Below are 23,146 nucleotides of genomic sequence, written 5' to 3'. Positions count from 1 at the left end.
TTAAACGATATCCAGCGGCTGCTTCCGCGTTGGCGAAGGAAAAGCTTCGTCTATTCGTAGAAGCTGCTCAGGGGTAAGCCGGATATGGGCTGCCGCTGCATTTTCCCGTACGTGCGATTCCTGTACCGCTTTGGGAATTGCCCAGACATCGCCGTCCCGTATAACCCACGCGAGCGCGATTTGGGATGGAGTTACCCCGTGGCTGGCAGCGATATCTACCATAACGGGATGCTCCAGCAGTCCCTGTCGCAGGCTTCCACCTTGGGCAATCGGGCAATAGGCCATTACAGGCACCCCGTGCGTACGGCTCCATGAGAGCAGATCGTATTCAATGCCTCGCGAAGCTACATGATACAGCACCTGGTTAACTGTGCAGGCATCGCCTCCATTCAGGCTCCATAGCTCCTCCATATCAGATTTGTCCAGATTGGACACTCCCCAGTTGCGGATTTTACCCTGCTCACGCAGCTTTTCCATGCCTTGTATCGTCTCTTCCAGCGGAATGTTCCCACGCCAATGCAACAGATACATGTCCATGTACTCTGTTCCCATGCGGGTTAGGCTCGCTTCACATGCATGGATCAGCCCTTGGCGGTTTGCATGATGAGGGTAAGCCTTGCTAACGAGATATACATCTTCCCGGCGGCCCTGAATGGCCTCCCCGACGATCTCTTCCGCTCTACCCTCCGCGTACATTTCAGCCGTGTCAATCAGCGTCATGCCCAGTTCCAAACCAAGTTGAAGCGCACGCACCTCCTCTTGACGGAGCGAAGCCTTTTCGCCCATATGCCATGTGCCCTGCCCAATTAGCGGCACTTCACGCCCGTCAGTCCATGTAAGTACACTTTTCTCTTGTTGGCTCTTTTGTTGGCTCATGTGCTTTCCCCTCCTTTTATACCGATTCAGTGGCCTGATGCCGCAGGCTTGTCAAAGACATGGCTCTGAGTCCAATGCTCTCCACCATCCGAGGTGGTATACATCACAGGTGCCTGCTCCGAATCCGAGAAAATAGCCCAGCCTTCCTTGGCATTCGCCATCCCGATTTGCTGGCTGCCATAACCGTCAAAGCTTTGCTTGCCATTGTTCCACGTCTTGCCGCCGTCATTCGTCCAGCCGATCGTATTGGACTTGTCGCACGGTGCGCAGTAGCCGCCCATCAATGCGGTATTGCTATTCACCGCATAGAGCATCCCCGGTGCCACCCCTTCATTTTTGGAAACCTGATTGTCTTTCTGGCTAATACCGGGCGCGGGACCGCCGCCAGCCGTGGCATTCGCCACTACAGCTCGCCAGCTTTGACCGCTGTCGGCCGTATGCCAAAGCGAATACGAAGTCTGATTCATCCCCGTACCCCCAATCAGCTCAATCCATGCGTTGCCCCGTTCCACCGAGCGGATAATGGCCCCGTTCAGAGGCTCTTCGGTTGTCCGTGACATGACGGGGGTCCACTTTTGCCCTCCGTTAACGGTGTGTACAATCTGGAACGAGCGGTCTGTGGCCTGCGTTACCACCCAGCCGTTTTGCCGATCATGAAAATAGGGCTGTCCCACCATATGATCAGGCACAGGAAGCGCTGACCAGCTTTGTCCGCCGTCCTTCGTATATTGGTTACCGCTGAATCCTTCGTTGGATGATACAAAATGTAAAAAGCCTGCTGTTCCTTCCTTAGGTACTGTCCCTACAGCCTCCCAGCGTTTGCCGCCGTCGCGCGTTGCCAGCAGCGAGCCGCTATCTGCCATAGCAGCCCAGGCCTGATGACCATTCAAGGCAAAAATCTGCTGCACCGTACCTTGGCCTTGATATTGCACATTCCAAGCCGATCCGACTGAGCCGGATGGTCCCGCGTCTGTCCGGGCAATCCAGCCATTTCCGCCGATCCAGCCGGATTGACCGTCGATCAGACGCAGTGCAGTAATATTATCCATGCGGACCTTCGCTACATGACCGTCCGTAGATGCTTGTCCTCCTGTCCCCGAGGTGGTGGATGATGTAGTATTACTTCCGTCAGAAGCAGTCTGCTGTTCCGGTGTATGTACACCTGCTCCCGAACCGTCCGCTTGTGCCGACGTTGAACCTTGCTGCTCATGCTGAGCCACTTGCCCAGCCGGTTCTTTCGATCCGGTTTGTGCGCCTGTTTCACATCCCGCCGCCATGATGGCTACGGCGAGCAAAAGCAGCCAGGCCGATGTTTTTTTCTTCATTTTCGTTCATCCCCTTATGTTGTTGATATCCATGCTAATGCTGTGCAGGTATCGTAATCACAGCAGGGCATATTCTATGTATTACCCTGCTGTCTTCGTTTCACTCTTACGGGTGAAGATACGGAAATCAACTGTATGCGAATCATCATGGCAGATTTACGAGCCCAGAGCAACAAAGCCCCCTCTTTCAATGGCCCGGGTTCCTTCTTCGCTTTGCAGCCATTCGAGTAATCGCTGCATCGAAGGGCGTGGCTTCTCGCCTTCCCGTGTGACCACAAATAATTGAGCCGTGAATGGATATTGCCCCGAACGAATATGTTCTTTGTTCGGCTCCACTCCATCAATGGATAGAAATTTGACCTCTTGACGATTATGCATCACATTTGCAAAATAATAAAATGAATAGCCCAGCGCGTTGTGATCCTTGTTAAAATCTGCGACTGCATTAATCATCTCACCCATAATGCCAATTCGGAGTTCCCGGGGAGGTTCAGCCATCTCATGGCCTGCCATTACTTTCTTTTGCATATATGTCTGGCTTCCTGAATTTTCTTCCCGTTGATAAGCAATGATCGGCTGATCCTTTCCCCCCACTTCATACCAATTGTGAATAGCCCCTTCATATATACGGCGAACCTGCCCCGCAGAAAGCCCCTCAACCGGATTGCCTTTGTGGACGAGAAAAATAAACGCATCACGCCCAATTGGTGTCAGCTTCATTTGCACCCCTCGACTTTTTGCCAGATGCAGCTCTGCATCGGATGGTCCGGCCACCAGAATCAGATCCGCCTTCTTTTCAATCAAATTTACATACGCCTGATGCGTCGTATTGAATTTCAGCTCGTGCGCCGCACGCGCTCTGCTCATTCCGGTCAATTCATGCAGCATATCCTGCGCGAACGGGATAGCCGCTGTAGCTCCGTCGACGACCGGAAAATCCCTCTCCGCAATGTATGGACGTTGAGGAAGCATCAGTGTAATCGTCAGGACAATGACGAGTGCAGCGGATATCGCGGCAACAACCCATTGCCATCTATGATCCACCTTTCCGTTCCTGCCTGTCACCGCTGGATAACGATCTACCCCGACACCTATCACCATGCCGGCTATCGGCAGCAGTGCTGTCAACAGAAACCAGATTTCACTATGCTGTGTATACGGCTGTAATACCTCCAGCACAGGCTCCGCCCAAGCGTGATAAAGTGAAAAGAGCTCCCACGAGCCTCCCCATACCTCGGCTGGTTGACCGCCAGATCCCTGTAGCCCCACAATCCACAGCCCCAGCCCGCACAATAATGATAACAGCCCGGTCAGCATTAATGGAAGCTTACGCATGCTGGAAATGCGCGCACTCAAGGCACCGTAAGCCGCAAAAATTAAGCCGACAATCCAGGCATACAGCACTATCATTACAATCACGGCTGTATCTGTCACACCTTCATGCCTCAGCAGAAACTGCACATTGGATGCCACAGCTATACTCCAAATTACATTAAACATGACTGAAAACAATCCAAACATAAACGTACCGCCCAGCCATGGCCAAAACCATGCTGTCCGCATAGAAGCGCCTTTCTCCGTATCAGCTATAACTCCCTTTGGATCAGACATGTGCATCCCCCTATACCTTTTATATGAAATGAGACTGTAAGCAATTGCTTCTTCATTGTACAATTATGGTAAAGATTAGTATACGAGGAGATGGTAAAATGTCCTTATTCGATCATCAGGATCATACCTCCGATGTAACCTTGCTCCGAAAAGCACACGATGATCTATGGTATTCCTTACAGCATATTCCGAACGATGAGGCACTCAAGCTGCTTCACAGCTTTGCAACACAGGTAGCGTTCTATCATGAAAAAAAGGACAAGGAGGCGGACTGGAAAAGCTACTTCAGAACCCCCTTGCCCTATATAGCCATCGCCGTCGGTATTTCACTGCCAACTGCCATGTGGCTTCTGATTTTGTTCTTACCCTAATGCGTATGGGAAAAAGGCCTTCCCTGGGGGAAAGGCCTTTTTGGTATCGAATCTTTTTTATATCGCTCTAGCATGGATCAAAAAACGGTGCTGCTTCACGTCCCAATATCCATCACGTTGGATGTCCAAATACAGACCATACAGCTGTTCTATATATTTCTGTGGCTGAAAGTCTGCAATCTGCCATTCAATTGCTTTTAAATAATAGACGAGCGCGCCGATATCGTAAAACCGCTGTATCGGAAACTGTTCCTGCTGGTCCACGATTTCGAAGCCGTTGCTTTTCAGACCTGCAAGCGCTTGAGAAAGGGTCCAGTCCGCATACTCGTAATCAGGCGCTCCCAAGTGTTCGTTAATGCCCGCACAATCCAGGCCCCCCACCTGTTGGGTCAAGAACGTCCCGCCTGGACGCAAAATACGGCGCACTTCCGCTGGCGAAAATGACTCATGCTTATTCAGCACAAGATCGAACCCGGCATCGTCAAACGGAAGAGAGTCGTCGTCATCTATAGCGATAACACGTACGCCCAGCGGCTCCAGTCGTTTTTTAGCAATTGGAACATTCGGTGCATACGCCTCTGTCGCACATACAAGCTCTGGAAAAGGGCGCAAACCGGACAATAGCTCTCCCCCACCCGTCCCCATATCCAGCATCGCCTTGGATGTATGGATAAACGTCATAGCCTTGCTGACATAAGACCATTTCAAAGGCTCGCTTGCGACCCGGCCTGTATCCGAGATAAATGAGAAATCCCATCCGGAAAAGGACTCTTCATGATGCTTTAATAGCTGTAGAAACTCATGATCTTCTGTATATTTCATATCTTGCTACTCCTCCACAATTGGCCTGTACGTAATTAATCTGTACATTATTGAACTCTTCTCTCTTTGATGTTCTACGTTATATCTCTCTATGCCTCTAATTACGTCAGTCCAAATGTGGGAGAGCTTTTGTACTTCTCTGTCTCGCTTAAGGAGCTGTCGGTAAAGCCTTCGCAAGCTCAGATGTGATGCCTTTTGGAGTTAATAAGTAATAAACCGTATGAAAGCCGGAACCGCTGATGGACTTGATTTTGACTTGGAACAGATACGTGCCTTTCTCCACTTGTGGACCATAGCTGTAATCATTCCGGTTATCCAGCACAGTATTCCAAAGTTTTGGATCTGCAATTGTGGTGACTTTATACTTCTGCTGTAATATCCTGAATAAATTCGCTGCTTCAATATACTTACCGGGTTGTTGATACGGCTCCTTCTCTTGAGAAACCATTGGAATAGCTCGAACCGATATAATGTCTTTCGACGTGATAATCACCTTGTCGGCGTATCCTTTGCGTTCCAGCCAAGCATTCAGCTTGTGGAAGGATAAGCGCCAATTATAGGAGACGCTGCGAGTCCATTCTGGTTCTTCTGCTGAAATAGATGAAGGTTTGTTCAAAATATCAATATTCCCCAACGCATAAGAGCCTGCCTGCATTTCACTATAGCTCATGTCTAATACTTCTTCTTTCAGTACAGCTTCAAATTCACGAATATCTTTCGGATCGGTCAGAACGATCCGTCGTTCATTATCATCTGCCGATTGAATGCTGATTGTCTCCGCTTTACCATACAGCTTATCAAGTGAGTAGCTTACTGTTTTGTACGGCTCAGATAGCATCACTTTCGCCAGCGCTGCCCGGAAAGGCCGCTCAGGAAAAGTATAGCTACGAGTCATAATGGTACCATTATCCAAACGATAGGCAATAGATATCATTTGTTGAGGTTCTTTATTGGACCCGGACGTCTCTCCAGCTGAATGTGCTCTCACAAGCTCACGCTGTAAATTCAACACAGCGGCGATAAAAGCTTTATCTTGCGAAAAATAAAGATTTTTTTGTGTTGATCCCCCGTCCAGATACAAATTTGGCCCAGCATAGACTTGCTCGACGGAATGCGCGGTCGGAATCCGTTCCTCGTAGCCTATCCAACTAGACGTGGGGATGTACATTGCCAGACCCAAAATTGCACCGTATGCGACCAACTCCAGCAAAGCACGAATACGTACAATTTGCCATGTCTTGCGGATTACCATCTCCACAGCAATATAGCCCAAAATAGCTCCAAGCACATACCCGAAGATCGACCAGTCTCTCCCCTGGCCTCCTGTGCTATAAAAATATTCTCCTATCAGCAACATGGCACATAACATGACTCCTGCCTTAAAAAAGGGTTGGAAGAAAGTAAAGGCCATTGCCTGCGTTGCCTTCTCTACAAGCCGTTTGCGATATAACACATAGCTTAAAATCACAAACAGCAAGGAAACACCAACATAAATAAGCAGCTCCACATATGAAAATGCGCTACTCAACGAATCCATAATCCGGACGAACGGCGATAAACTATGCCAAATATTATTGCTGCTACGCAACCCCACGCCATTACTATTTTGAACAATGGTTCCCGAAATCTGAGCGTAACCATATAGATTGTGTCCTAGAAAACGACTAATCATGTTGTACAAAAAAAAGGGCAGCAGCAGCAAAGCATACACTACTACAGCCTGCAGCAGCGATTGTCCTACACAAATGCCCACAAACACGGTAAAGGCAAAAAAGAAAATCGTAACAACCGATACGACCAAAGCCCATGATCCAATATCATTGATATGGAAAATAAAAGGCAGCTCAACTGACACGTTTAACAGGGCAGTTACTCCCGCAGTCAGCCATATAGGTACGAGCAAAAGGATAAGACCACTAATTAAATGTGCCGTTAACAGCTGCTCTCTGCGCAAAGGAAGACTGTGGTATAAATCCGATGAACCCTTCTGCTGAATAAAACGAATTAGCATCACACCCGCCAGCACAGGTATGGTCAAAAAAATGATATTTTGCGATTCATTGCCTGAGTTTGTACTATCGAACAGGCTTCTCAAAACCGTAGGCACTCGGTCGTTTCCGATACTCATAAATAACGGTAGCGGTACCGTAAATAATAATCCCGCCAAGTACAACAGACCGATCCAGCCATGCTGTCTCAGGCTTTGGCGAATCACGCCGCCGCTACAGAAGAATCGGTTGGATGTCATAACCTGCGTCCTCCATTTCATAAATGAAAATTTCCTCCAGCGTCAACGGCAGCAAATCGAACACATGTGGCTCATACACCTGAATCGTTTCTGCAATCCGCTCTCGTTCCCCCCGGATAATAAGCAGCAGAACACTGCCTCTCCGTTCCTTATGTACAACCGAAAGTTGCTTGCATACGCCTTCCTCATGCGCACTTTCACGAAAAGCAACCTGCACCTTATGCGTATCGGACTTGAGGTCGTCGACTTCCTTTTCCAGCAGCATACGTCCCTGGTGCATAATACCGACGTGATCACACATGTCTTCTATCTCACGCAAATTATGGGATGAAATCACGACAGTCAGCTCGCGCGCAGCGGTTTCCTGGAATAGCAGATTTTTGATCATCCGTCGCATCACGGGGTCAAGTCCATCAATCGGCTCATCCAAAATCAACAGTTCAGGCATACAGCTCAAGGCAAGTAAAAATGCGGCCTGACGCTTCATTCCTTTGGAAAAACGATGAAGTTTACGTTTGGGGTCCAGCTTGAAAATATCTGTAAGCTGTATGTAGCGCTCCTCACTCCAGCTTGGATAAATAGAGCGATAGAAACGGGCCATCTGTTGAATCGTCGCTTGCGGAAAAAAATAGGGTGTGTCCGGCATAAACAGAATGTGCTGCTTGACTTCTGGCTGCTCATACACAGTTTGTCCCCCAATTAGCACCTTCCCTGCATCCGGTCGATAGATTCCGGCGATCATTTTGAGCAGTGTCGTTTTACCTGCCCCGTTCGAGCCCAGCAATCCAAAAATGGAGCCCTTTTTCACCGTGAGGGCGAGTTGATCCACTGCCTTTTCCTCTGCAAATGTCTTTGTGACTTCCCTTAATTCAATCAAGGGACATCCCCCTTTCCTTCAATTGCATAGCTTCCACGTATATGGCGTCCACTTCCAGCTGCGTAAAACCGAAATGGACGGCTTCGATCATCTGCTTTAACAGTGCTGCCCGAATCTCATCCCGCTTCATTTGCTGCGGCTGCTGCCGGGCAGGTGTGACAAAGCTGCCCTTGCCTTGGACGGAATAGATATATCCTTCGCGTTCCAGCTCACGATACGCCTTCTGAATCGTATTCGGATTCACTGTAAGCTGAGCGGACAGTGCCCGCACGGAAGGCAATTGCTCATCCGACTGAAGTGATCCGTACACGATCATTTCCTTCACTCTGTCCATTAGCTGTTCGTAGATCGGCTTGCGGCTGCGGATATCCAGCTCGAACATGGACTTCCTCCTTTCAAGACTTGGTCCGATTTATATACATATTTCAAACCGTACTAACTGTACTATAATTAATAGTACAGTTAGTACGGTTTGTCAATCGTTTGTTTGGTCATTTATTACAAAAAATAGCCGTGATGCATGATGCATCACGGCTATTTCTTTTAGCAATTCTTCGATTCATAAGACTCTCCGTGCCTCACTTCGCCAACGCTTCCTCTTCCGGCAGCCTAAGATCCAGCTGGAACCGGAACGTCGAGCCCTTGGCCTCCTCACTATCCACACCAATGGAACCGCCCATCAGGCTAACCAGGTTTTTGCAGATGGACAACCCCAGACCTGTGCCTCCATATTTCCGGTTCAGTGCCGGATGGAGCTGGGAAAAGGGCTGAAACAATAGATGCTGGCGATCGGTGGGAATACCGATGCCTGTATCGGTTACACTGAACTCAATCAAGCATTTCTTTTTACGGCGGCTGTAAGCCTTGCTCTCGGCAAAGATGTTTATACGTCCTCGCTCCGTAAATTTGATCGCATTGCTCACCAAATTCACTAGCACCTGCCGGATACGCACATGGTCACCGACAAGAACCCCCGGCAGCTCCTGATCCACGTGCCACTCCAGTTGGATACCTTTTTCCATAGCCTGCCTTAGAAATAAATCCGCCACACTGCCCATCACATTTTCAAGTTCAAAAGGCTCGTGCAGCAGCGCCATTTTACCAGCTTCGATTTTGCTCAAATCCAGGATCTCATTGAGGATCTGCATTAAAGCAGAGCTACTGCTGATAATAATATCAATATAGCTCCGCTGTTCCTCATCCAATTCGGTATCGGCGAGCAGCCCCGCCATGCCGATAATCCCATTCATCGGTGTCCGAAGCTCATGGCTCATCACGGAAAGAAACTCTGATTTGGCCCGATCAGCGCGCTCAGCAGATTCCTTGGCGCGAATGATTTCCTTTTCGTTCGTGATGTCGACAAAAACCATCACGGCCCCTTTTCGCTCACCATTATCCATCAGGGGACTGATTCGATAAGAGGCAAGAAAGCTGGACCCATCCTTTTTCCAAAAAACAGCTTCCTCTGCTTGATAAGAAGCACCGCTTCGAATCGCCTGAAGAATAGAAGACTGCTCATCCGGATAATGACTCCCAATCTCATCAGCATGTCGTATGATGCCTATACATGCATCATCCAGCATATTTTCCAGCTCCACGCCAAACATCTCGGCAGCCGCCGGATTCATAAAGCGCACGTGTCCTTCGGTGCTTAGACCCACAATACCTTCGGAGACCGCGTTCAAAATGAGCGAATGCTCATTGCTGAGCTTTTCAATTTGTGCAATGTAGCTTTTAAGAGGGGTAACATTTTCAATAATTCCGTAGCAGCCCACAATTTCCTCTTGCACAAAGATAGGGATATTGGTCACCTTAATGAACAGACGCTCCCCCTTTTTATGTATGAATTCCGATTCATAGGTTTGCGTCTCTCCCTGCTTAGCCAACTCCATGTGGCGCCTGATCTTGTCCTGCTCCTCAGCGGAAGCCATTGTAAGTACCTCAGCTCCAAGCAATTCTTCCCTTGTATAGCCAGTCAGCTCCTCCAAACTTGGATTCACGCTCAGGATTTGTCCCTCCATATTCATGGCGCATATACCGAGCGGGTTATGTTGAAACAGCGACTTATAACGATTTTCACTTTCCCGAAGACGCTGCTCCATTTCCTGATGCTCCGTAACATCCTGTACCATACCCACAATTTGAATGGGCTTGCTTGCATGCTCATCCAATTCGGCTTCCCAGATCGAACGCAGCACTTTTTGTTCACCATTAGGCAGCACAATTCGGTAAAAGGTCTCTTCGCGGATTCCCTTTAATATGACGTTCGTAATAATCTGCTTCATCCGCTCTGTATCCTCTGGGTGAACAGCCTCCATGAAGGCGTCAATACTCGTTTCAACCGACTTGACACGATATCCAAAAATGCTGCGAAATTCTTTGGAAAAGTGCATAACATTGTTGACCAGATCCCAGTCCCATGAGCCGAACATTGCCAGCTGCTGAGCCTTTGCCAAATTTTCCTCACTCTTCTGGCGCTCTGTAATATTACGACCTATGGCCAAAATGCGTTTGATCTGGCCGCTTTCATCCCGAATAATGCGGAACGACACTTCCATCCACAAATAATGCCCGTCCTTATGGCGTACACGTTGCTTCATGATACCTGTTTCCTTGAAGCTTCCATGTACCCGCATATAATCAGCATCTTCTGTATGATAAAAATCGAGTCGTTTTTTGCCGAGCATCTCCTGCCTGGTATAACCTAAAAGCTTTTCTACCGAGGGAGAAACATACTCAAGCCTGCCATCCGGCGTGCTGAATGAGATCACATCCGGTGTATTTTCCGTAATCAGCATGTATAAATCCTCGTTGTCCGAGAGCACCTGCTGTATATCTTTTTTCTCCGTTATGTCCGTTGCGTAGGCAATCAGATACGATTGTCCGCTAGCCTCATCCTCAAATATTGTTAATTCCAGCGACAGCCAGACAGCTGTTCCCCGCTTATGTTTTAAACGCAGTTCTGCCTTGTACACTTGATCCTTGGCCCCCAGCCAGCCGATATAGGCATCTCTCAGCCCTTGCTGATCCTGAGCTTCTTCATACAACAGTCGGTAATATTGGGTGTCCCGCAATTCCTCCTGCTCGTATCCAACCATTTGGCAAAAAGCGGGATTAACGTACAAGCATTTCCCTTCCCTCGACAAAATGGCAATCCCTGTCGGGGCATGGTTATACATATGTTCCAGCATAGGCAGTCGTTGAGCAGCAGAAAACACGATGAATCTCCTCCTTTGGGGGCCGGCAGCCTTACACAATAATCTAATATGATATGGGATGTTCATAGGGAACGCTTGTCTCTAAGTGTGAGGCGTCGTTTAAACATGTATGCACAAAAGATTGCCGATGCGGTTTCATCGGCAATCCTAGAACTATTTGTTTATACCACCCGGCTAAGAAAATGACGCAAAAATCGCTCCGCATCCACCTCAAGTGCTACATCAACGGTTGTCAGCGCTTGAGCTTCGCTCTCGTTTTGTACTTCACGGGTGCGACCGACTTCAAGGGAATCCCCCACCTCAACAGCAATGCGCATTGGACGCGTCTCTACAAAACTGGAATCTATGGCTAATCCTACAGCTAGTGGATCATGTAAAGCACAGCCTGCAATCCCAGGTCTGAAATTACGATAGGCTTCCATATAAAAGTCCGTCATATTGGCCATAAACGCGCCCAGTTCGGTTCCTTGCTCACGCCATTTGTCCACATCCTGCTGGGGAAGCAGCGTCTGCATGGTGACGTCCAGCCCTACAAGTGTCAGCGGGAAGCCCGCTCCCAGCACATAGGCTGCCGCTTCCGGATCGGCGTAAATATTCGCTTCAGCGGCCTCGGTTACATTCCCTCTCACCGTAACCGCACCGCCCATAATGATCAGGCGGTCAAGCAATTTGGGCAATTCGGGGCAGCGATCCAGTGCAATCGCAAGGTTGGTCAGCGGTCCCACAGCTACCAGGGTAAGCTTGCCTTCATAGCGACGAGCCTGTCCGATCATAAAATCAGCCGCATCCCCAGACGCTGCCTGACGGGACGGAGCTCCTTTCAGTTGGTTGCCAATACCGTCTTCACCATGAATATGGCGGGAATACGGCTTGAACAGCTCACGGGCATACGGCTTGTGAGCGCCGGACACGACCGGAGCCTCTACACCCAGCTTTTCCAGCAGGATCAATGAGTTGCGTGTCGCCTCATCCACCGAGATATTGCCAAAGGTAGTTGTAATGCCTAGCAGTTCCAATTCCGGCGAATGGACAGCGTACGCAATGGCAAGTGCGTCGTCGATACCCGTATCTACATCTAAAATTAACTTTTTACTCATGATGACCTCCACAGTTGAACAGCATTCTTTTTCATTATACACAATTTGAATATTTATTCCCTTGGTCAGGAGGTTCTTTATCTGAAGACGATCAAAAAAAGCTACGGCAGTTGTGCCGTAGCTTTTCTTCGGGGCTCTTCCATTACTTAAGCGCACATCTTCTGTTCCAATCCTAAGGCTCGATTCCCCACACCAGCTTATCATTATGGAACAGCGTTACTTTGTTCCATTCTGCATAAGAGGTTTTGGTTGGATCGAAGGAATAGTCATTGGATTCGTCCAGATTAGACCAGTCGCTTTTGTTCATGCGGATCTGAATATCACCTGTTTGTGCTCCAGCAGCAAGTGTGCCGGCAGCAGCACTGAAACCAATTTCAATATAGTTGTCTGTAATGGTACGCAGCACGTTATCATTACCTACTTGCGCATAATCTACAGCAGATTGCAGCTCCTGGCTGCCATCTTTCGTGAAATAGTAACGGATTTTCAGTTCACTCAGCTTCACGGGTGTTGTACCTTTATTTTTCAGATTAAAGAAAGGCTTGACTGCGTTATTAGCTGGATCGGTGTCACCAGCCCGATACATCACAACCAGATCACCGGTTGGATCTGTCGGTTCTGTCGGATCAGTCGGTGTGCCTTTTGGCTCAGCACTTACCGCAGCGGAATCCTTACTTGTTCCAGTCGAATTCGTAGCACTTACAACATAGAAATAAGTTGTTCCGTTGGTCAGCCCTTTATCCGTGTACTCTTTCTCAGTAACAAGAGGCGCAACGGCTGTAAAAGGACCTGCTTCGCTCGTTGCCCGCTTTACTGTGTAGCTGTCGGCCCCAGTGGACGCATTCCAGGTCAGCGTCACTTGAGCATTGCCTGCTACGGCCTTTAAGCCTGAAGGTGCGGCTGGAGCTGTAGGAGTTGTTGGGTCCACACCACCCGTGGAAGGTACAATTGCAGGATACGCATTTTGTACCAGCATAACGAATTGATCATGGAACCAGGCTCCTGAAATTGGTGCATTCGGTAAAGCATCTGTTAATGTGCCATCCTTGGTGGTGTAGGTAGGATCACACATACGGTCAAAGCCTTTACCTTCATCGTTCGGAATGAGTGAGCTGGAACCATCGGAATCCCCCGGAGGCTTCGCCCATACATAGGCATCGACATGGGAAGCTGGAGCTGTTTGCGGTGGCGTACCCATACCCGCTCCGCTGTTATTACACCAATTACCACGGTGCGAGCGTTTGTCTACACGGCCTGAATTTACATAGGAGTTAATATCATTGCCGACTGCGGTAGTTGGACGGTTAGGTCCTCCCCATCCATTACGGCCTGTGTCAATTAACATCCCGAGTGAGCTTGGCCAGCCTGCATTGACAAAATCTCTATGCAAGGACTCTGAGAAATCCAGTTCATCAAAGTTAGGATTCCATTCATAGTATTTGGATGATTTGATCGGCTGTCCGCCGATATTCAGGTTTGGATCGGGCAGATTAGGTTCTGTCAGCGGTGAAGTGTTGGCTGTATTCGTGATAAAGCCGTCCACGCTGGCCAGTCCTTTACTAGTATCTTTGAAAATATTCGTGAACAGTGTAACGGTTGCTGAACGGTTGTTATCCCAACCTAGCCAACCGGAGTGACCGATATCTACATATTTGTAGACATTAGGAATCTCGTTCAGCTTATTCATAGTATACTTAACGCCAGCTTCATAAATCCCTGTAGATTTGGCTTGTGCACATTTGGGATCATCCAGATTGGTTACCAGGTTGGGTAAGCTGTCCGGTTCAATGATTGCTACGATGCGAATATCCTTATATTTGGGGTTGGCAAAGATCGCAGCAATTTTGTCGATATAATCCTTTTTATACGTTTCCAAACCCGCCTGGGTCAACGGCAGTTCACCGTTGGAAGCCAACGCATGGCAATCCCGTCCAGGCAGATCATATACAATAAACTCTGCCGTAATTGGTGTGCTGCCTTTCTTTTGCGCCAATACTTGATCCAAATGTGCCTCCAGGCCAAGCTTGCCTCCACCGCCGTTAATGGCAGCGATGCGATCGAGCCATACGGCTGTCGGGAACGTTTTGACCGTTTGCATTTTTGCTTTCAGTGTAGAATCCGTAACCTTGGCAATCGACGTATCGACGCTTGCGGCATAATCAGGACTAACATATTTGGTTGCCCCTATATAAGGATTGTCCACATGGGATTCTGCATGTATTTTATCCGTAAATCCTGCACCTGGTAGAAAGCTGCTCGCGACGAGTGATAGCGCAAAAGCATACTTAACGCTTTTAAGAAGCATACCTTTACGAAGCACTTGCTTGGTTTTCAATTGCTTCACCTATCTTTCCGTAGATTTTGTTGAATCTTCCTATGTCGGCACCTGATTGTTACATGATTATGTGTGAGTTACGCCATCTTTCTCCAAAAAAGGCGGCGTTCATAGCTGTAATGGTAAGCGCTTTCTACTTTTTCGCGCGCTCACATTTTCCCCTTTTTGTCACCTCCTATGTTAGATTATAGTGAGCTGGAAATCTGCTGTAAATTGAATAAATTAAGGACTACATTATTAATTAGGCACATGAATTGCCACACCGCCAGTCTTGTCGGTCTCCCCATTTCCGAAGCGCCGAGGCCTTCGTATGATGAATTAACCCTGCTGTGACAAGCTCTCCTAAGATTCGGGCTCGACACCAAAGAAGCCGAATTTTGAAAAAACAAGGGTATTTACTTTAATTTCCGTCACCTCAAATCGACAATAATAAACTTCAAACTGCGATCCATACCAAATTGTTAAATCTATTAACGATAAAAGGGCATTTCCAGGCCCTCATGGCCATGAAAACACCCTTTTATCATTGTGTAGTTATCGTTGTCTAGCCTCACGGTCATTCATCACACATGTACATGCAGTCAGTGCTAAAATGCAATTGTACCAAGCTGGCTAGGCCTTGCTGGGCTGCACCTTTTCACGTTCCTTGCCTTTGTCGGATTCGCCGGCATTTTTGTTTGCCGCCTCCCGGTCCAGCTGCATTTCCTCAATCGTCTTAACCTTCAGCCTTGCTGCTCCCTCATAAGGACGGGTTGGGATCAGATCGCCCGCAGCCAGACGTTGACGTGCCTCGGCAATCGCTGCCCCATACTGTGGAAGCCACGCTTCCTGCGCTACCAGCATTTCATCGACCATCTGCCAAATTTCTTGCGGGTTACAAACCGCACCCACCAGCGGGTCCATCATAAACGCCTGACGCAGCAGCTTATCGTCCCCATGCACAGCCGCTTCGACAGCCAAACGCTGGATGGAAATACTTACATTGCAGACGGCCGCAGGACCAAGCGGAAGCTCGCCAACATTCGGCATGGAAATGCCGTTCCGATCCACATATCCGGGTGCTTCAATGATCGCATCGTCCGGCAGATTGGAGATTACTCCGTTATTAACGACATTAAAATGCCCTCGGTATACACGTCCAGTTTCTAACCCTTCAATAATATATGAGCCGTGCTCCTCACCACGATTCTCCGCTTTGTACTCCATTGGGTCTTCTTTCATCCAGTTGGGGAAATCCGTCTCGAACCAGTTGCGTCCTTCCGTACATACGCGCAGATAGCCTCCTGTTTCTCCATTGATCCAGCTGCCCAGATCAATCCAGTCGAGAATTTCATCCGGACGCTTCCGGTACCAGGGAACATATTCACTTAAATGACCGTTAGATTCTGTGCTGTAGTAGCCAAAACGGCGAAGCATGTCGATCCGTACCTTCTCGGTGCGGCTATATTCAGGGTGCTTTTCAAAAGCCTCCAGCAGTCCTGCCGTCAGATCCTTTCCTTGATGGGATGCCTGGATGTACCACGTCTGGTGATTGATTCCGGCACACACAATGTCCACATCCTGCTTCTCCAGACCATACACCTCGGCAATTTGGTGATGCCCGTGCTGGACGCCGTGACATAGACCAATCGTACGCACGCCGCTGTACTTGTTGCAGGCCCACGTAATCATCGCCATCGGGTTCGAGTAGTTCAGCAGCAGCACATCCGGTGCACTTAGCTCGCGGATGTCCTTGCAAATGTCCAGCATTTCAGCGATCCCCCGCTGCCCGTACATAATGCCTCCCGCACACAGCGTATCTCCTACGCATTGATCCACGCCGTATTTCAACGGAATATCTACATCGGTCGCAAAGCCTTCCAGACCGCCGACCCGGATCGTACAAATGACGTATTTGGCATCCTTTAAAGCTACCTTTCGATCCGTAGAGGACTGTATTTGTATGGACAACCCGTTTTCCCGGATATCCCGCTGGCACAGCTCAGTGACCATGTCCAGATTGTGCTGACTTATGTCTGTAAAAGCCACTTCGATCTCATTAAATTCCGGCACCGATAACAAATCTCGCAAAATTCCACGTGTAAAACCAATGCTTCCCGCTCCAATAAAAGCTACTTTAAATGACACGGCAATCAACCTCCGGGATTAGAATTGTAATATACCGTCATTGTAGCAACATGCCTGTGGAAAGCGTTATCAAAATCATGACCAGATTCGTATATAGGTGTCAAAAATTCTAACTTTCATAGCGTCAGAAGCTACTTAACTTCTTCTAATTTCCACTTTACTCCTCCGCATAGTTCCATACATGGCGTTCCACAGCAGAACGGTATTCGACTGGCGTCTTACCTGTATGCTTTTTGAACAACATATGAAAATATTGTCTGCTGCCTACACCTACGTAATCGGCAATTTCCTGAATGGGAATGTCCGTTTGCTGAAGCAGCATCCGGGCCTTGTCCATTCGCAGCATGGTCAAATAAGCAGTAAGTGTTTGTCCGGTATGTTTCTTGAAAATACGGTGCAAATACCCTGGATGCAGATTCACAGCTGCTGCCATATCCTTGACCACAATATCCCGGTCATAGTTGAGATGGAGAAATTCAAGGCAGCGTTTGATGTACATGTCCGTTTGCTGCGTGTTGCTGCGCTCTGCCTCTGCCCGTAGACGCGCAATTCGCACCAGCAATTGCATAAAAAGCAGTTCTGCCATTGCACCCGGATGTTCTTTTCGTTGATCCAGCTCCAACACGAGACTTTTCAGCGTAAAATATACCTCTTCCGGGTCCGACAACACCAGATACGGGAATGGACGCGACATGAAGGCTGTGATCTCCTGCTCCTCCGCTGCCATTTGCCGGATGGACGGTCCTACACTCATCCCCTCCGTAAAACCAAACTCCACATTCAGCATCCGGCAAGATTGTTCTCCTTCCACCACCAGTCGGTGTGGTACGCCTGCGTCCAGCATGATAAACTCGCCTTTACGCAGCGTAATGCTTTCATCCGCCTTCTCTCCCGTTTGCACATCCACCCGACACAGACCGGAAATCATGTACATAATTTCTGTGGAATGATGATCGTGGTACGGCATCGTATAGTCATGCCATTGCTTATAATAATAAGCAAAAAAACGGGGAGTATAATCCCCGTCCCGCAAACGCAGCTCAAACAGACTTCCGTTCATCCCCATACCTCCACAAAATAGATAAACTCAACACGACAGCGTATCTGCAACAGCTCTATTTTCACAGTTTAACAGACCCAGCCGTGTTATTCTATTTTGCTCCACCGGACTATCTAAAATCCTTTGCCTATCTGAAATCCGGTGGAATACGCCGGGCCGTTCCCGTCAGAATAGCCGCTTCAATCACAGACTTCCTCACCTCGGTAACAACTTGTTCATTGAAAATGCTTGGAATAATGTACTGCTCGTTTAATTCCCGTTCACTCACGACGGAAGCAATGGCACGGGCGGCGGCTAATTTCATCGGCTCGTTGATGTGGCGCGCCCGGCAATCAAGCGCTCCTCTGAATATCCCCGGAAACACCAGCACATTGTTGATCTGGTTGGGATAGTCGCTACGCCCCGTTGCAAATACACGGACATGGGGAATGGCTTCCTCGGGAGCAATTTCCGGTTGCGGATTAGCCATAGCAAAAACAATGCTGTTCGCCGCCATACGCTGTACATCCAAGGCATTCAGCAGATTCGCTCGCGACACGCCGATGAACACATCCGCGTCCCGAATAACCTCCTTTAATGTGCCTGACTGTGACTCTACTTGAGGCTGATCTGCCAGCCACTGCCACATTGGATATGGATAGGTTCCACCTCTTATAATGGCTCCATCCCGGTCTACCGGAACAAGGCGGCTCACCCCTGCGGCGAGCAGCATTTTACATATGGACACGCCTGCGGCTCCTATTCCGTTCACAACGACCCGAACATTTTCGATCCGCTTACCGACCACCTTCAGTGCATTCAGCAGCCCGGCAATCACAACCACCGCCGTCCCATGCTGATCGTCGTGGAAAACCGGAATATCTAATTCTTCAGCCAGACGGGTTTCGATCTCGAAACAACGTGGAGAACTGATGTCCTCTAAATTAATTCCTCCGAAAATTGGGCTGATCGCCTTAATCGTACGAATGATTTCCTCCGTATCCTTCGTGTCCAGACAAATGGGGAATGCATCGACTCCCGCCAGCTGCTTGAACAGCATCGCTTTGCCTTCCATCACGGGTGCAGCCGCATGTGGGCCGATATCGCCAAGCCCAAGCACAGCGGTGCCATCGGTGACAACCGCGACAGTATTTCGTTTGATGGTCAGGGAGTACGCTTTTTTCGGATTTTCATGAATGGACGTACAGACTCGGGCCACTCCCGGCGTATATACCCGCGACAGATCATCCCGATTTTTAATCGGCAAATTGGGCTGGACTGATATTTTCCCTCCCAGGTGCGCGAGAAACGTGCGGTCAGAAACGTTAATGAGTTGAATGCCTGCTAACGACTTGAGTGATTCGATTAGCGATGCCTCTGCTATTTCAGCGACGTGAACTGTGATGTCACGAACGGACGAATCCTGTCCGGGACGAATAACATCAATGGAAGTAATGTCTCCCCCAGCACGGCTGATGGCTGATGCGACCTCACCAAAGTTTACTTTAGAATGAACGAGCTCCAATCGAAGAATCAGACTATTAAAGGCCATGTACATCCGCTCCTATTCTATTCATAGCACATGTGCGGTCCAAAGACAGACACGTGTATTGAAGCTTTATCCAGTTCCCTTGCTGTTACATGGTATCGCTTTCATAAAAGCGTTGGGAAGCTTTTGTCCATATTGTTACTTATGGTCATTTTGTTCACGTAGCAGCTCATACCGATTAACGGGACGACCGACCCCGCCATAATGCACAACAAGGCGTACGATCCCTCTTTTCTCCAGATAATCCAGATATCTTCTTGCCGTTACACGGGCAATCCCTACTCCCTCCGCGGTATCTTCAGCAGATAGCTTGCCACCATGCTGCTCCATGACCGCAAGCACCTGCTTCAGGGTAGCTGCATTCAAGCCCTTTGGCAGCTCATCGTAAGACATCGCCCATTCCTCATATACAGGAGCAGGCACTACGGCTTCCTTGGCGGCTTCTCTATTTTGCATAATGAGGTCCAGCTCTTCCTGGGTTCCTACTTCTTCCGCCCATAATCCAGCCTGCTGTACCCGGTAACGCTCCAGTGTATGATGGATACGCTCTACCTTGAACGGCTTAATGATATAATCGAACGCTCCGTTTCGCATCATTTCGCGGATCGTCTCCGTATCCTTCGCAGCCGTCACGACAACTACGTCTACAGGCAATGCCATGGAACGGATACGCTGTAAGGTCGCTATCCCATCGAGCGATGGCATGAACACGTCCAGAAAAATCAGATCAGGCTTTAGCTCCTCAATCAGCTCTAATCCGCGAAGCCCATTGGAAGCCAGACCTACAACCTTAAACCCGTCAACCTGTTCGATAAAAAGCCGATTCACCTCTTGTACCATCGGGTCATCCTCGACCAGCAGCACACGAAAAAGTGATTTAATCTGTTTGCTCATTGTCGTTCCCTCTCTCCTTCAACGGGAATAGAATCTCGATCGAAGTTCCCAAGCCAAGTGAAGATTCGCATGTCAGGCGACCGTTCCCCTTGGTGACAATCCCGCTCAGTAAATGCAGCCCCATGCCGCGGCTCTCTCCGTCCTTGGTCGTAAATCCACGTTCGAGCATTCGTTCCTTCGTCGTCTCCGACATTCCACAGCCATTATCCTCGACCAATATGGACATATATTCGTCATCCTGCTGGATGCTGATATAAATCTCCTTGGAGCCTACTTCTGTATCCGCCAGTGCATCAAAGGCATTTTCAATCAAATTTCCGAGTAACAGCACAAAATCATGTCGGTCAATCAGCCGGGGAAATTGATTCATCCTGCTGTCAGGATCAATCCTAATATCAATGCCAAGCTCTTTACCACGGCTAATTTTACCCAATAGCAGACCTGCAACTCCGTCATCGTCGAAATGCCGTTGAAGGAAGCGTGTAATCTCCTCCTGTTGCTCGGTTACCTCAAACAGATAGCTCAAAGCCTCATTCTGCTGCCCAAGCTGAAGTAAGCCGGCGACGGTATGCATTTTGTTCATATGCTCATGATTTTGTGCACGAAGCGCATGAACAAACTCTTTGACACCTGTGAGCTCCTCGGCCATTCTCGTCACCTCGGTCTTGTCCTGAAATATGGAGATTGCCCCCATCGTAATTCCCTGTTCGCGAATGGGAATCCGATTGCTCCAAATAATGGTTCCGCCAATTTTTAGCTCCTGGCTCAGAATAGCAACTCCCGCATCCAGCACCTCCGGCAAACGGGTATCCGGGATGACCTCACGGATCGGCAAGCCCACTACATCACGGTGTACGTGGAAGATTTGCTTGGCTCGTTCGTTGAAAATGGTAATCATGCAGTTGCGGTCAATGGCAATGACACCCTCGTGCATCGCCTGAAAGGCAGCGCTTCGCTCGCGAAACATTCTCGCAATCTCCTGCGGCTCGAGGTTGAACATTTGCAGCTTAATATGACGGGCCAGCAATGCGGAGCCAATCACACCAAACATCAGCGACAGCAACGAAGTGATGAGGATGGATTGCTTCTCCTGACGGATAATCTCTGTCACGCCTGGCAGCAGGCCGCCCGCCACGACGACGCCCACCTGCTCCGAGGAAGCATTCATAATCGGCACAAAGGAACGCAAGCCAATGCCTGCTTCACTGCGTACTTTGGAGACATACGTATGTTCAGCAAATGCAGCATCATCATCCCGAGCCTCAAACGTTCCGCCGATTCGCTCCCAAAGCGGATGAGACAACCGTTTGCGGTTCATATCGAGCACGACGATATAAGCCGCATCGTTTAATATCCGAATTTTGTCCGCCATAGGTGCAATCACGTCAGAAGCATTCGGGTCGTTAATTCTATTCACTACGTCCGGCAGGTTTGCAACCGTCTGGGCCGTAATCGTAAGCCGTTGTTTGAGTTCTTCTTCCTTGAGCCGGGTGGCACTGCCAAACAGAAAAAGACCGCCGATCAAAAGAGAAAAAAGAACGACTCCAAATGAAAGTATCATTATTTTCCAGTATATGCGAAGTCTGTTCATCCTCTTCACCTTCCCTTTAAACCGTTTACCTTTGAATATCATTGTGGAATAATGGGTCTAAAATAGCAACAGATGGGAGGTTACTTTGTGAAAAGAGCTGCTGGATTTGGTGTTTTGCTCGTACTGGGTATCCTAACGGCTTATGTAATTGGTTTTCAAAAAAATTTTAACGAAGAGCTCCCTTATGATAATGAATTTACCGGTCTTAAAGATCGGATCGTAATCAAATTTAGTCATGTGGTAGCTGAAAACTCGCCCAAAGGGCTGGCCGCCGCTTATTTTGCACAGCGGGTGAAAGAAAAATCCAACGATCGGATTGAGATTCAAGTGTTCCCCAATGGGATGCGCTATTCAGAAACCACGGAAGTTGCCGCACTTCAGCGAGGAGAAATCCAGATGATCGCTCCTTCGTTTTCCAATTTGAACGCGATTGACCCAGCCTGGCTGGTGATGGATCTTCCGTTTGCCTTTGAGGATCAGGCTGAAGTCGATCAGGCACTGAACGGAGAATTGGGCAAGCGGTTATCGCAAACACTTGACCCCTATGGCATGAAAGGCGTTGCCTTCTGGTCCAATGGCTTTCGACAGATCACGAATAACGCCCGTCCAATTGGCAAACCCGCAGACTTTGCGGGCTTGAAATTCCGTATCCAGCCAAGCCAGGTGTTGCAACGTCAGTTTGAAGCGCTTGGTGCATCAACCATTAGCACTCCTTTCAATGAAATATACCACAGCCTAGAAACGCGAACGGCAGACGGACAGGAGAACACGATATCCAATATTTTTACCAAACGATTTTACCAGGTACAACACTATATGACCATTAGCAACCACAGCTATCTGGGATATGCCGTCATATTTAACAAATCCTATTGGGATCGCCTCCCAAGTGACGCTAAGCTGGTGCTGCAAGAGGCACTTGAGGAAACGACGCGTTGGAACAAGCAGAAAACCGATGAAAATGCCAATCGGCTTAATCAGCTGCAACAGACTGGAGACATCCAAATTACCTATCTGTCCGACGATGAGCGCAAGCTGTGGAGGGAGCGTCTGCGTGTACTCTATCCGGAGTTCACGCCCGTCATTGGGTCGGATCTGATGGATATGATTCAGGGACCTTAAAGACCAAAAAGAACGTTATGACCGTATTCTTGTTTGCCAAGAAC

General features: G+C 48.7%; 17 protein-coding genes. 2 read left to right on the top strand and 15 right to left on the bottom strand.

Annotated features, from left to right (window positions below; all coding sequences use genetic code 11):
• The 3 genes from LCF57_RS26580 to LCF57_RS26570 all read right to left on the bottom strand — a co-directional run bounded on the left by LCF57_RS26580 (position 1) and on the right by LCF57_RS26570 (position 3,812).
• On the bottom strand, positions 1–876 hold the full coding sequence (locus LCF57_RS26580; RefSeq protein WP_226003349.1) for an aldo/keto reductase: 876 nt from the start codon (positions 874–876) through the stop codon (positions 1–3).
• Positions 877–902: 26 nt separating this feature from the next.
• On the bottom strand, positions 903–2,201 hold the full coding sequence (locus LCF57_RS26575) for a hypothetical protein (RefSeq protein WP_226003348.1): 1,299 nt from the start codon (positions 2,199–2,201) through the stop codon (positions 903–905).
• 156 nt (positions 2,202–2,357) lie between these two features.
• Positions 2,358–3,812 (bottom strand): PstS family phosphate ABC transporter substrate-binding protein, encoded by a 1,455-nt coding sequence (locus LCF57_RS26570; protein WP_226003347.1) that lies wholly within the window; start codon positions 3,810–3,812, stop codon positions 2,358–2,360.
• Between the two features lie 98 nt (positions 3,813–3,910).
• Here LCF57_RS26570 and LCF57_RS26565 point away from each other — a divergent pair, with 98 nt between their 5' ends.
• Positions 3,911–4,183 carry a hypothetical protein gene (locus tag LCF57_RS26565; protein ID WP_226003346.1) on the top strand — a complete coding sequence of 91 codons (273 nt, stop codon included), beginning with the start codon at positions 3,911–3,913 and terminating at the stop codon, positions 4,181–4,183.
• 57 nt (positions 4,184–4,240) lie between these two features.
• Here LCF57_RS26565 and LCF57_RS26560 read toward each other — a convergent pair whose 3' ends face one another.
• From LCF57_RS26560 to LCF57_RS26505, 12 genes are all read right to left on the bottom strand, one after another.
• Positions 4,241–5,005 (bottom strand): class I SAM-dependent methyltransferase, encoded by a 765-nt coding sequence (locus LCF57_RS26560; RefSeq protein ID WP_226003345.1) that lies wholly within the window; start codon positions 5,003–5,005, stop codon positions 4,241–4,243.
• A 148-nt stretch (positions 5,006–5,153) separates the two neighbouring features.
• Entirely contained in the window at positions 5,154–7,253 is a 2,100-nt protein-coding gene (locus tag LCF57_RS26555; RefSeq protein ID WP_226003344.1) for an ABC transporter permease subunit, read from the bottom strand.
• Entirely contained in the window at positions 7,228–8,130 is a 903-nt protein-coding gene (locus LCF57_RS26550; RefSeq protein WP_226003343.1) for an ABC transporter ATP-binding protein, read from the bottom strand. Before LCF57_RS26550 ends, LCF57_RS26555 begins: the two co-directional genes overlap by 26 nt.
• Complete coding sequence (locus tag LCF57_RS26545; protein ID WP_226003342.1) at positions 8,123–8,512, bottom strand: GntR family transcriptional regulator; 390 nt, start codon at positions 8,510–8,512, stop codon at positions 8,123–8,125. Before LCF57_RS26545 ends, LCF57_RS26550 begins: the two co-directional genes overlap by 8 nt.
• Before the next feature lie 196 nt (positions 8,513–8,708).
• The gene (locus LCF57_RS26540) at positions 8,709–11,348 is read right to left on the bottom strand and encodes a PAS domain S-box protein (RefSeq protein WP_226003341.1); all 2,640 of its coding nucleotides are present in this window, start codon (positions 11,346–11,348) and stop codon (positions 8,709–8,711) included.
• Positions 11,349–11,509: 161 nt separating this feature from the next.
• The gene (locus LCF57_RS26535) at positions 11,510–12,445 is read right to left on the bottom strand and encodes a nucleoside hydrolase (protein WP_226003340.1); all 936 of its coding nucleotides are present in this window, start codon (positions 12,443–12,445) and stop codon (positions 11,510–11,512) included.
• A gap of 172 nt (positions 12,446–12,617) precedes the next feature.
• Positions 12,618–14,789, bottom strand: a complete 2,172-nt coding sequence (locus tag LCF57_RS26530) for a glycoside hydrolase family 6 protein (protein WP_226003339.1) — start codon at positions 14,787–14,789, stop codon at positions 12,618–12,620.
• Between the two features lie 603 nt (positions 14,790–15,392).
• Entirely contained in the window at positions 15,393–16,907 is a 1,515-nt protein-coding gene (locus tag LCF57_RS26525) for an alpha-glucosidase/alpha-galactosidase (RefSeq protein WP_226003338.1), read from the bottom strand.
• 157 nt (positions 16,908–17,064) lie between these two features.
• Entirely contained in the window at positions 17,065–17,967 is a 903-nt protein-coding gene (locus LCF57_RS26520) for an AraC family transcriptional regulator (RefSeq protein ID WP_226003337.1), read from the bottom strand.
• A 127-nt stretch (positions 17,968–18,094) separates the two neighbouring features.
• Positions 18,095–19,498: an NAD-dependent malic enzyme gene (locus tag LCF57_RS26515; RefSeq protein ID WP_226003336.1), complete on the bottom strand. Its 1,404-nt coding sequence runs from the start codon at positions 19,496–19,498 to the stop codon at positions 18,095–18,097.
• A gap of 135 nt (positions 19,499–19,633) precedes the next feature.
• Positions 19,634–20,389 carry a response regulator gene (locus tag LCF57_RS26510; RefSeq protein ID WP_226003335.1) on the bottom strand — a complete coding sequence of 252 codons (756 nt, stop codon included), beginning with the start codon at positions 20,387–20,389 and terminating at the stop codon, positions 19,634–19,636.
• Complete coding sequence (locus LCF57_RS26505) at positions 20,373–21,980, bottom strand: sensor histidine kinase (protein ID WP_226003334.1); 1,608 nt, start codon at positions 21,978–21,980, stop codon at positions 20,373–20,375. The genes LCF57_RS26510 and LCF57_RS26505 overlap by 17 nt, the downstream gene beginning before the upstream one ends.
• 87 nt (positions 21,981–22,067) lie before the next feature.
• Here LCF57_RS26505 and LCF57_RS26500 point away from each other — a divergent pair, with 87 nt between their 5' ends.
• Positions 22,068–23,102 carry a DctP family TRAP transporter solute-binding subunit gene (locus tag LCF57_RS26500; protein WP_226003333.1) on the top strand — a complete coding sequence of 345 codons (1,035 nt, stop codon included), beginning with the start codon at positions 22,068–22,070 and terminating at the stop codon, positions 23,100–23,102.
• Positions 23,103–23,146 lie beyond the last annotated feature (44 nt).

This window comes from Paenibacillus sp. BJ-4 (assembly GCF_020404765.1).
In the GTDB taxonomy this organism is placed as follows: Bacteria; Bacillota; Bacilli; order Paenibacillales; family Paenibacillaceae; genus Paenibacillus.
The sequence above is the reverse complement of the archived record's forward strand: the minus strand, read 5'-3'. Positions and strand labels throughout refer to the sequence as shown.

What these genes read in the sequence shown, in the direction of transcription:
- LCF57_RS26580 (WP_226003349.1), bottom strand. Translation starts at nt 876, where the DNA reads ATGAGCCAACAAAAGAGCCAACAAGAGAAAAGTGTACTTACATGGACT.
- LCF57_RS26570 (WP_226003347.1), bottom strand. Translation starts at nt 3,812, where the DNA reads ATGTCTGATCCAAAGGGAGTTATAGCTGATACGGAGAAAGGCGCTTCT.
- LCF57_RS26560 (WP_226003345.1), bottom strand. Translation starts at nt 5,005, where the DNA reads ATGAAATATACAGAAGATCATGAGTTTCTACAGCTATTAAAGCATCAT.
- LCF57_RS26505 (WP_226003334.1), bottom strand. Translation starts at nt 21,980, where the DNA reads ATGAACAGACTTCGCATATACTGGAAAATAATGATACTTTCATTTGGA.
- LCF57_RS26535 (WP_226003340.1), bottom strand. Translation starts at nt 12,445, where the DNA reads ATGAGTAAAAAGTTAATTTTAGATGTAGATACGGGTATCGACGACGCA.
- LCF57_RS26555 (WP_226003344.1), bottom strand. Translation starts at nt 7,253, where the DNA reads ATGACATCCAACCGATTCTTCTGTAGCGGCGGCGTGATTCGCCAAAGC.
- LCF57_RS26510 (WP_226003335.1), bottom strand. Translation starts at nt 20,389, where the DNA reads ATGAGCAAACAGATTAAATCACTTTTTCGTGTGCTGCTGGTCGAGGAT.
- LCF57_RS26565 (WP_226003346.1), top strand. Translation starts at nt 3,911, where the DNA reads ATGTCCTTATTCGATCATCAGGATCATACCTCCGATGTAACCTTGCTC.
- LCF57_RS26545 (WP_226003342.1), bottom strand. Translation starts at nt 8,512, where the DNA reads ATGTTCGAGCTGGATATCCGCAGCCGCAAGCCGATCTACGAACAGCTA.
- LCF57_RS26575 (WP_226003348.1), bottom strand. Translation starts at nt 2,201, where the DNA reads ATGAAGAAAAAAACATCGGCCTGGCTGCTTTTGCTCGCCGTAGCCATC.
- LCF57_RS26520 (WP_226003337.1), bottom strand. Translation starts at nt 17,967, where the DNA reads ATGAACGGAAGTCTGTTTGAGCTGCGTTTGCGGGACGGGGATTATACT.
- LCF57_RS26515 (WP_226003336.1), bottom strand. Translation starts at nt 19,498, where the DNA reads ATGGCCTTTAATAGTCTGATTCTTCGATTGGAGCTCGTTCATTCTAAA.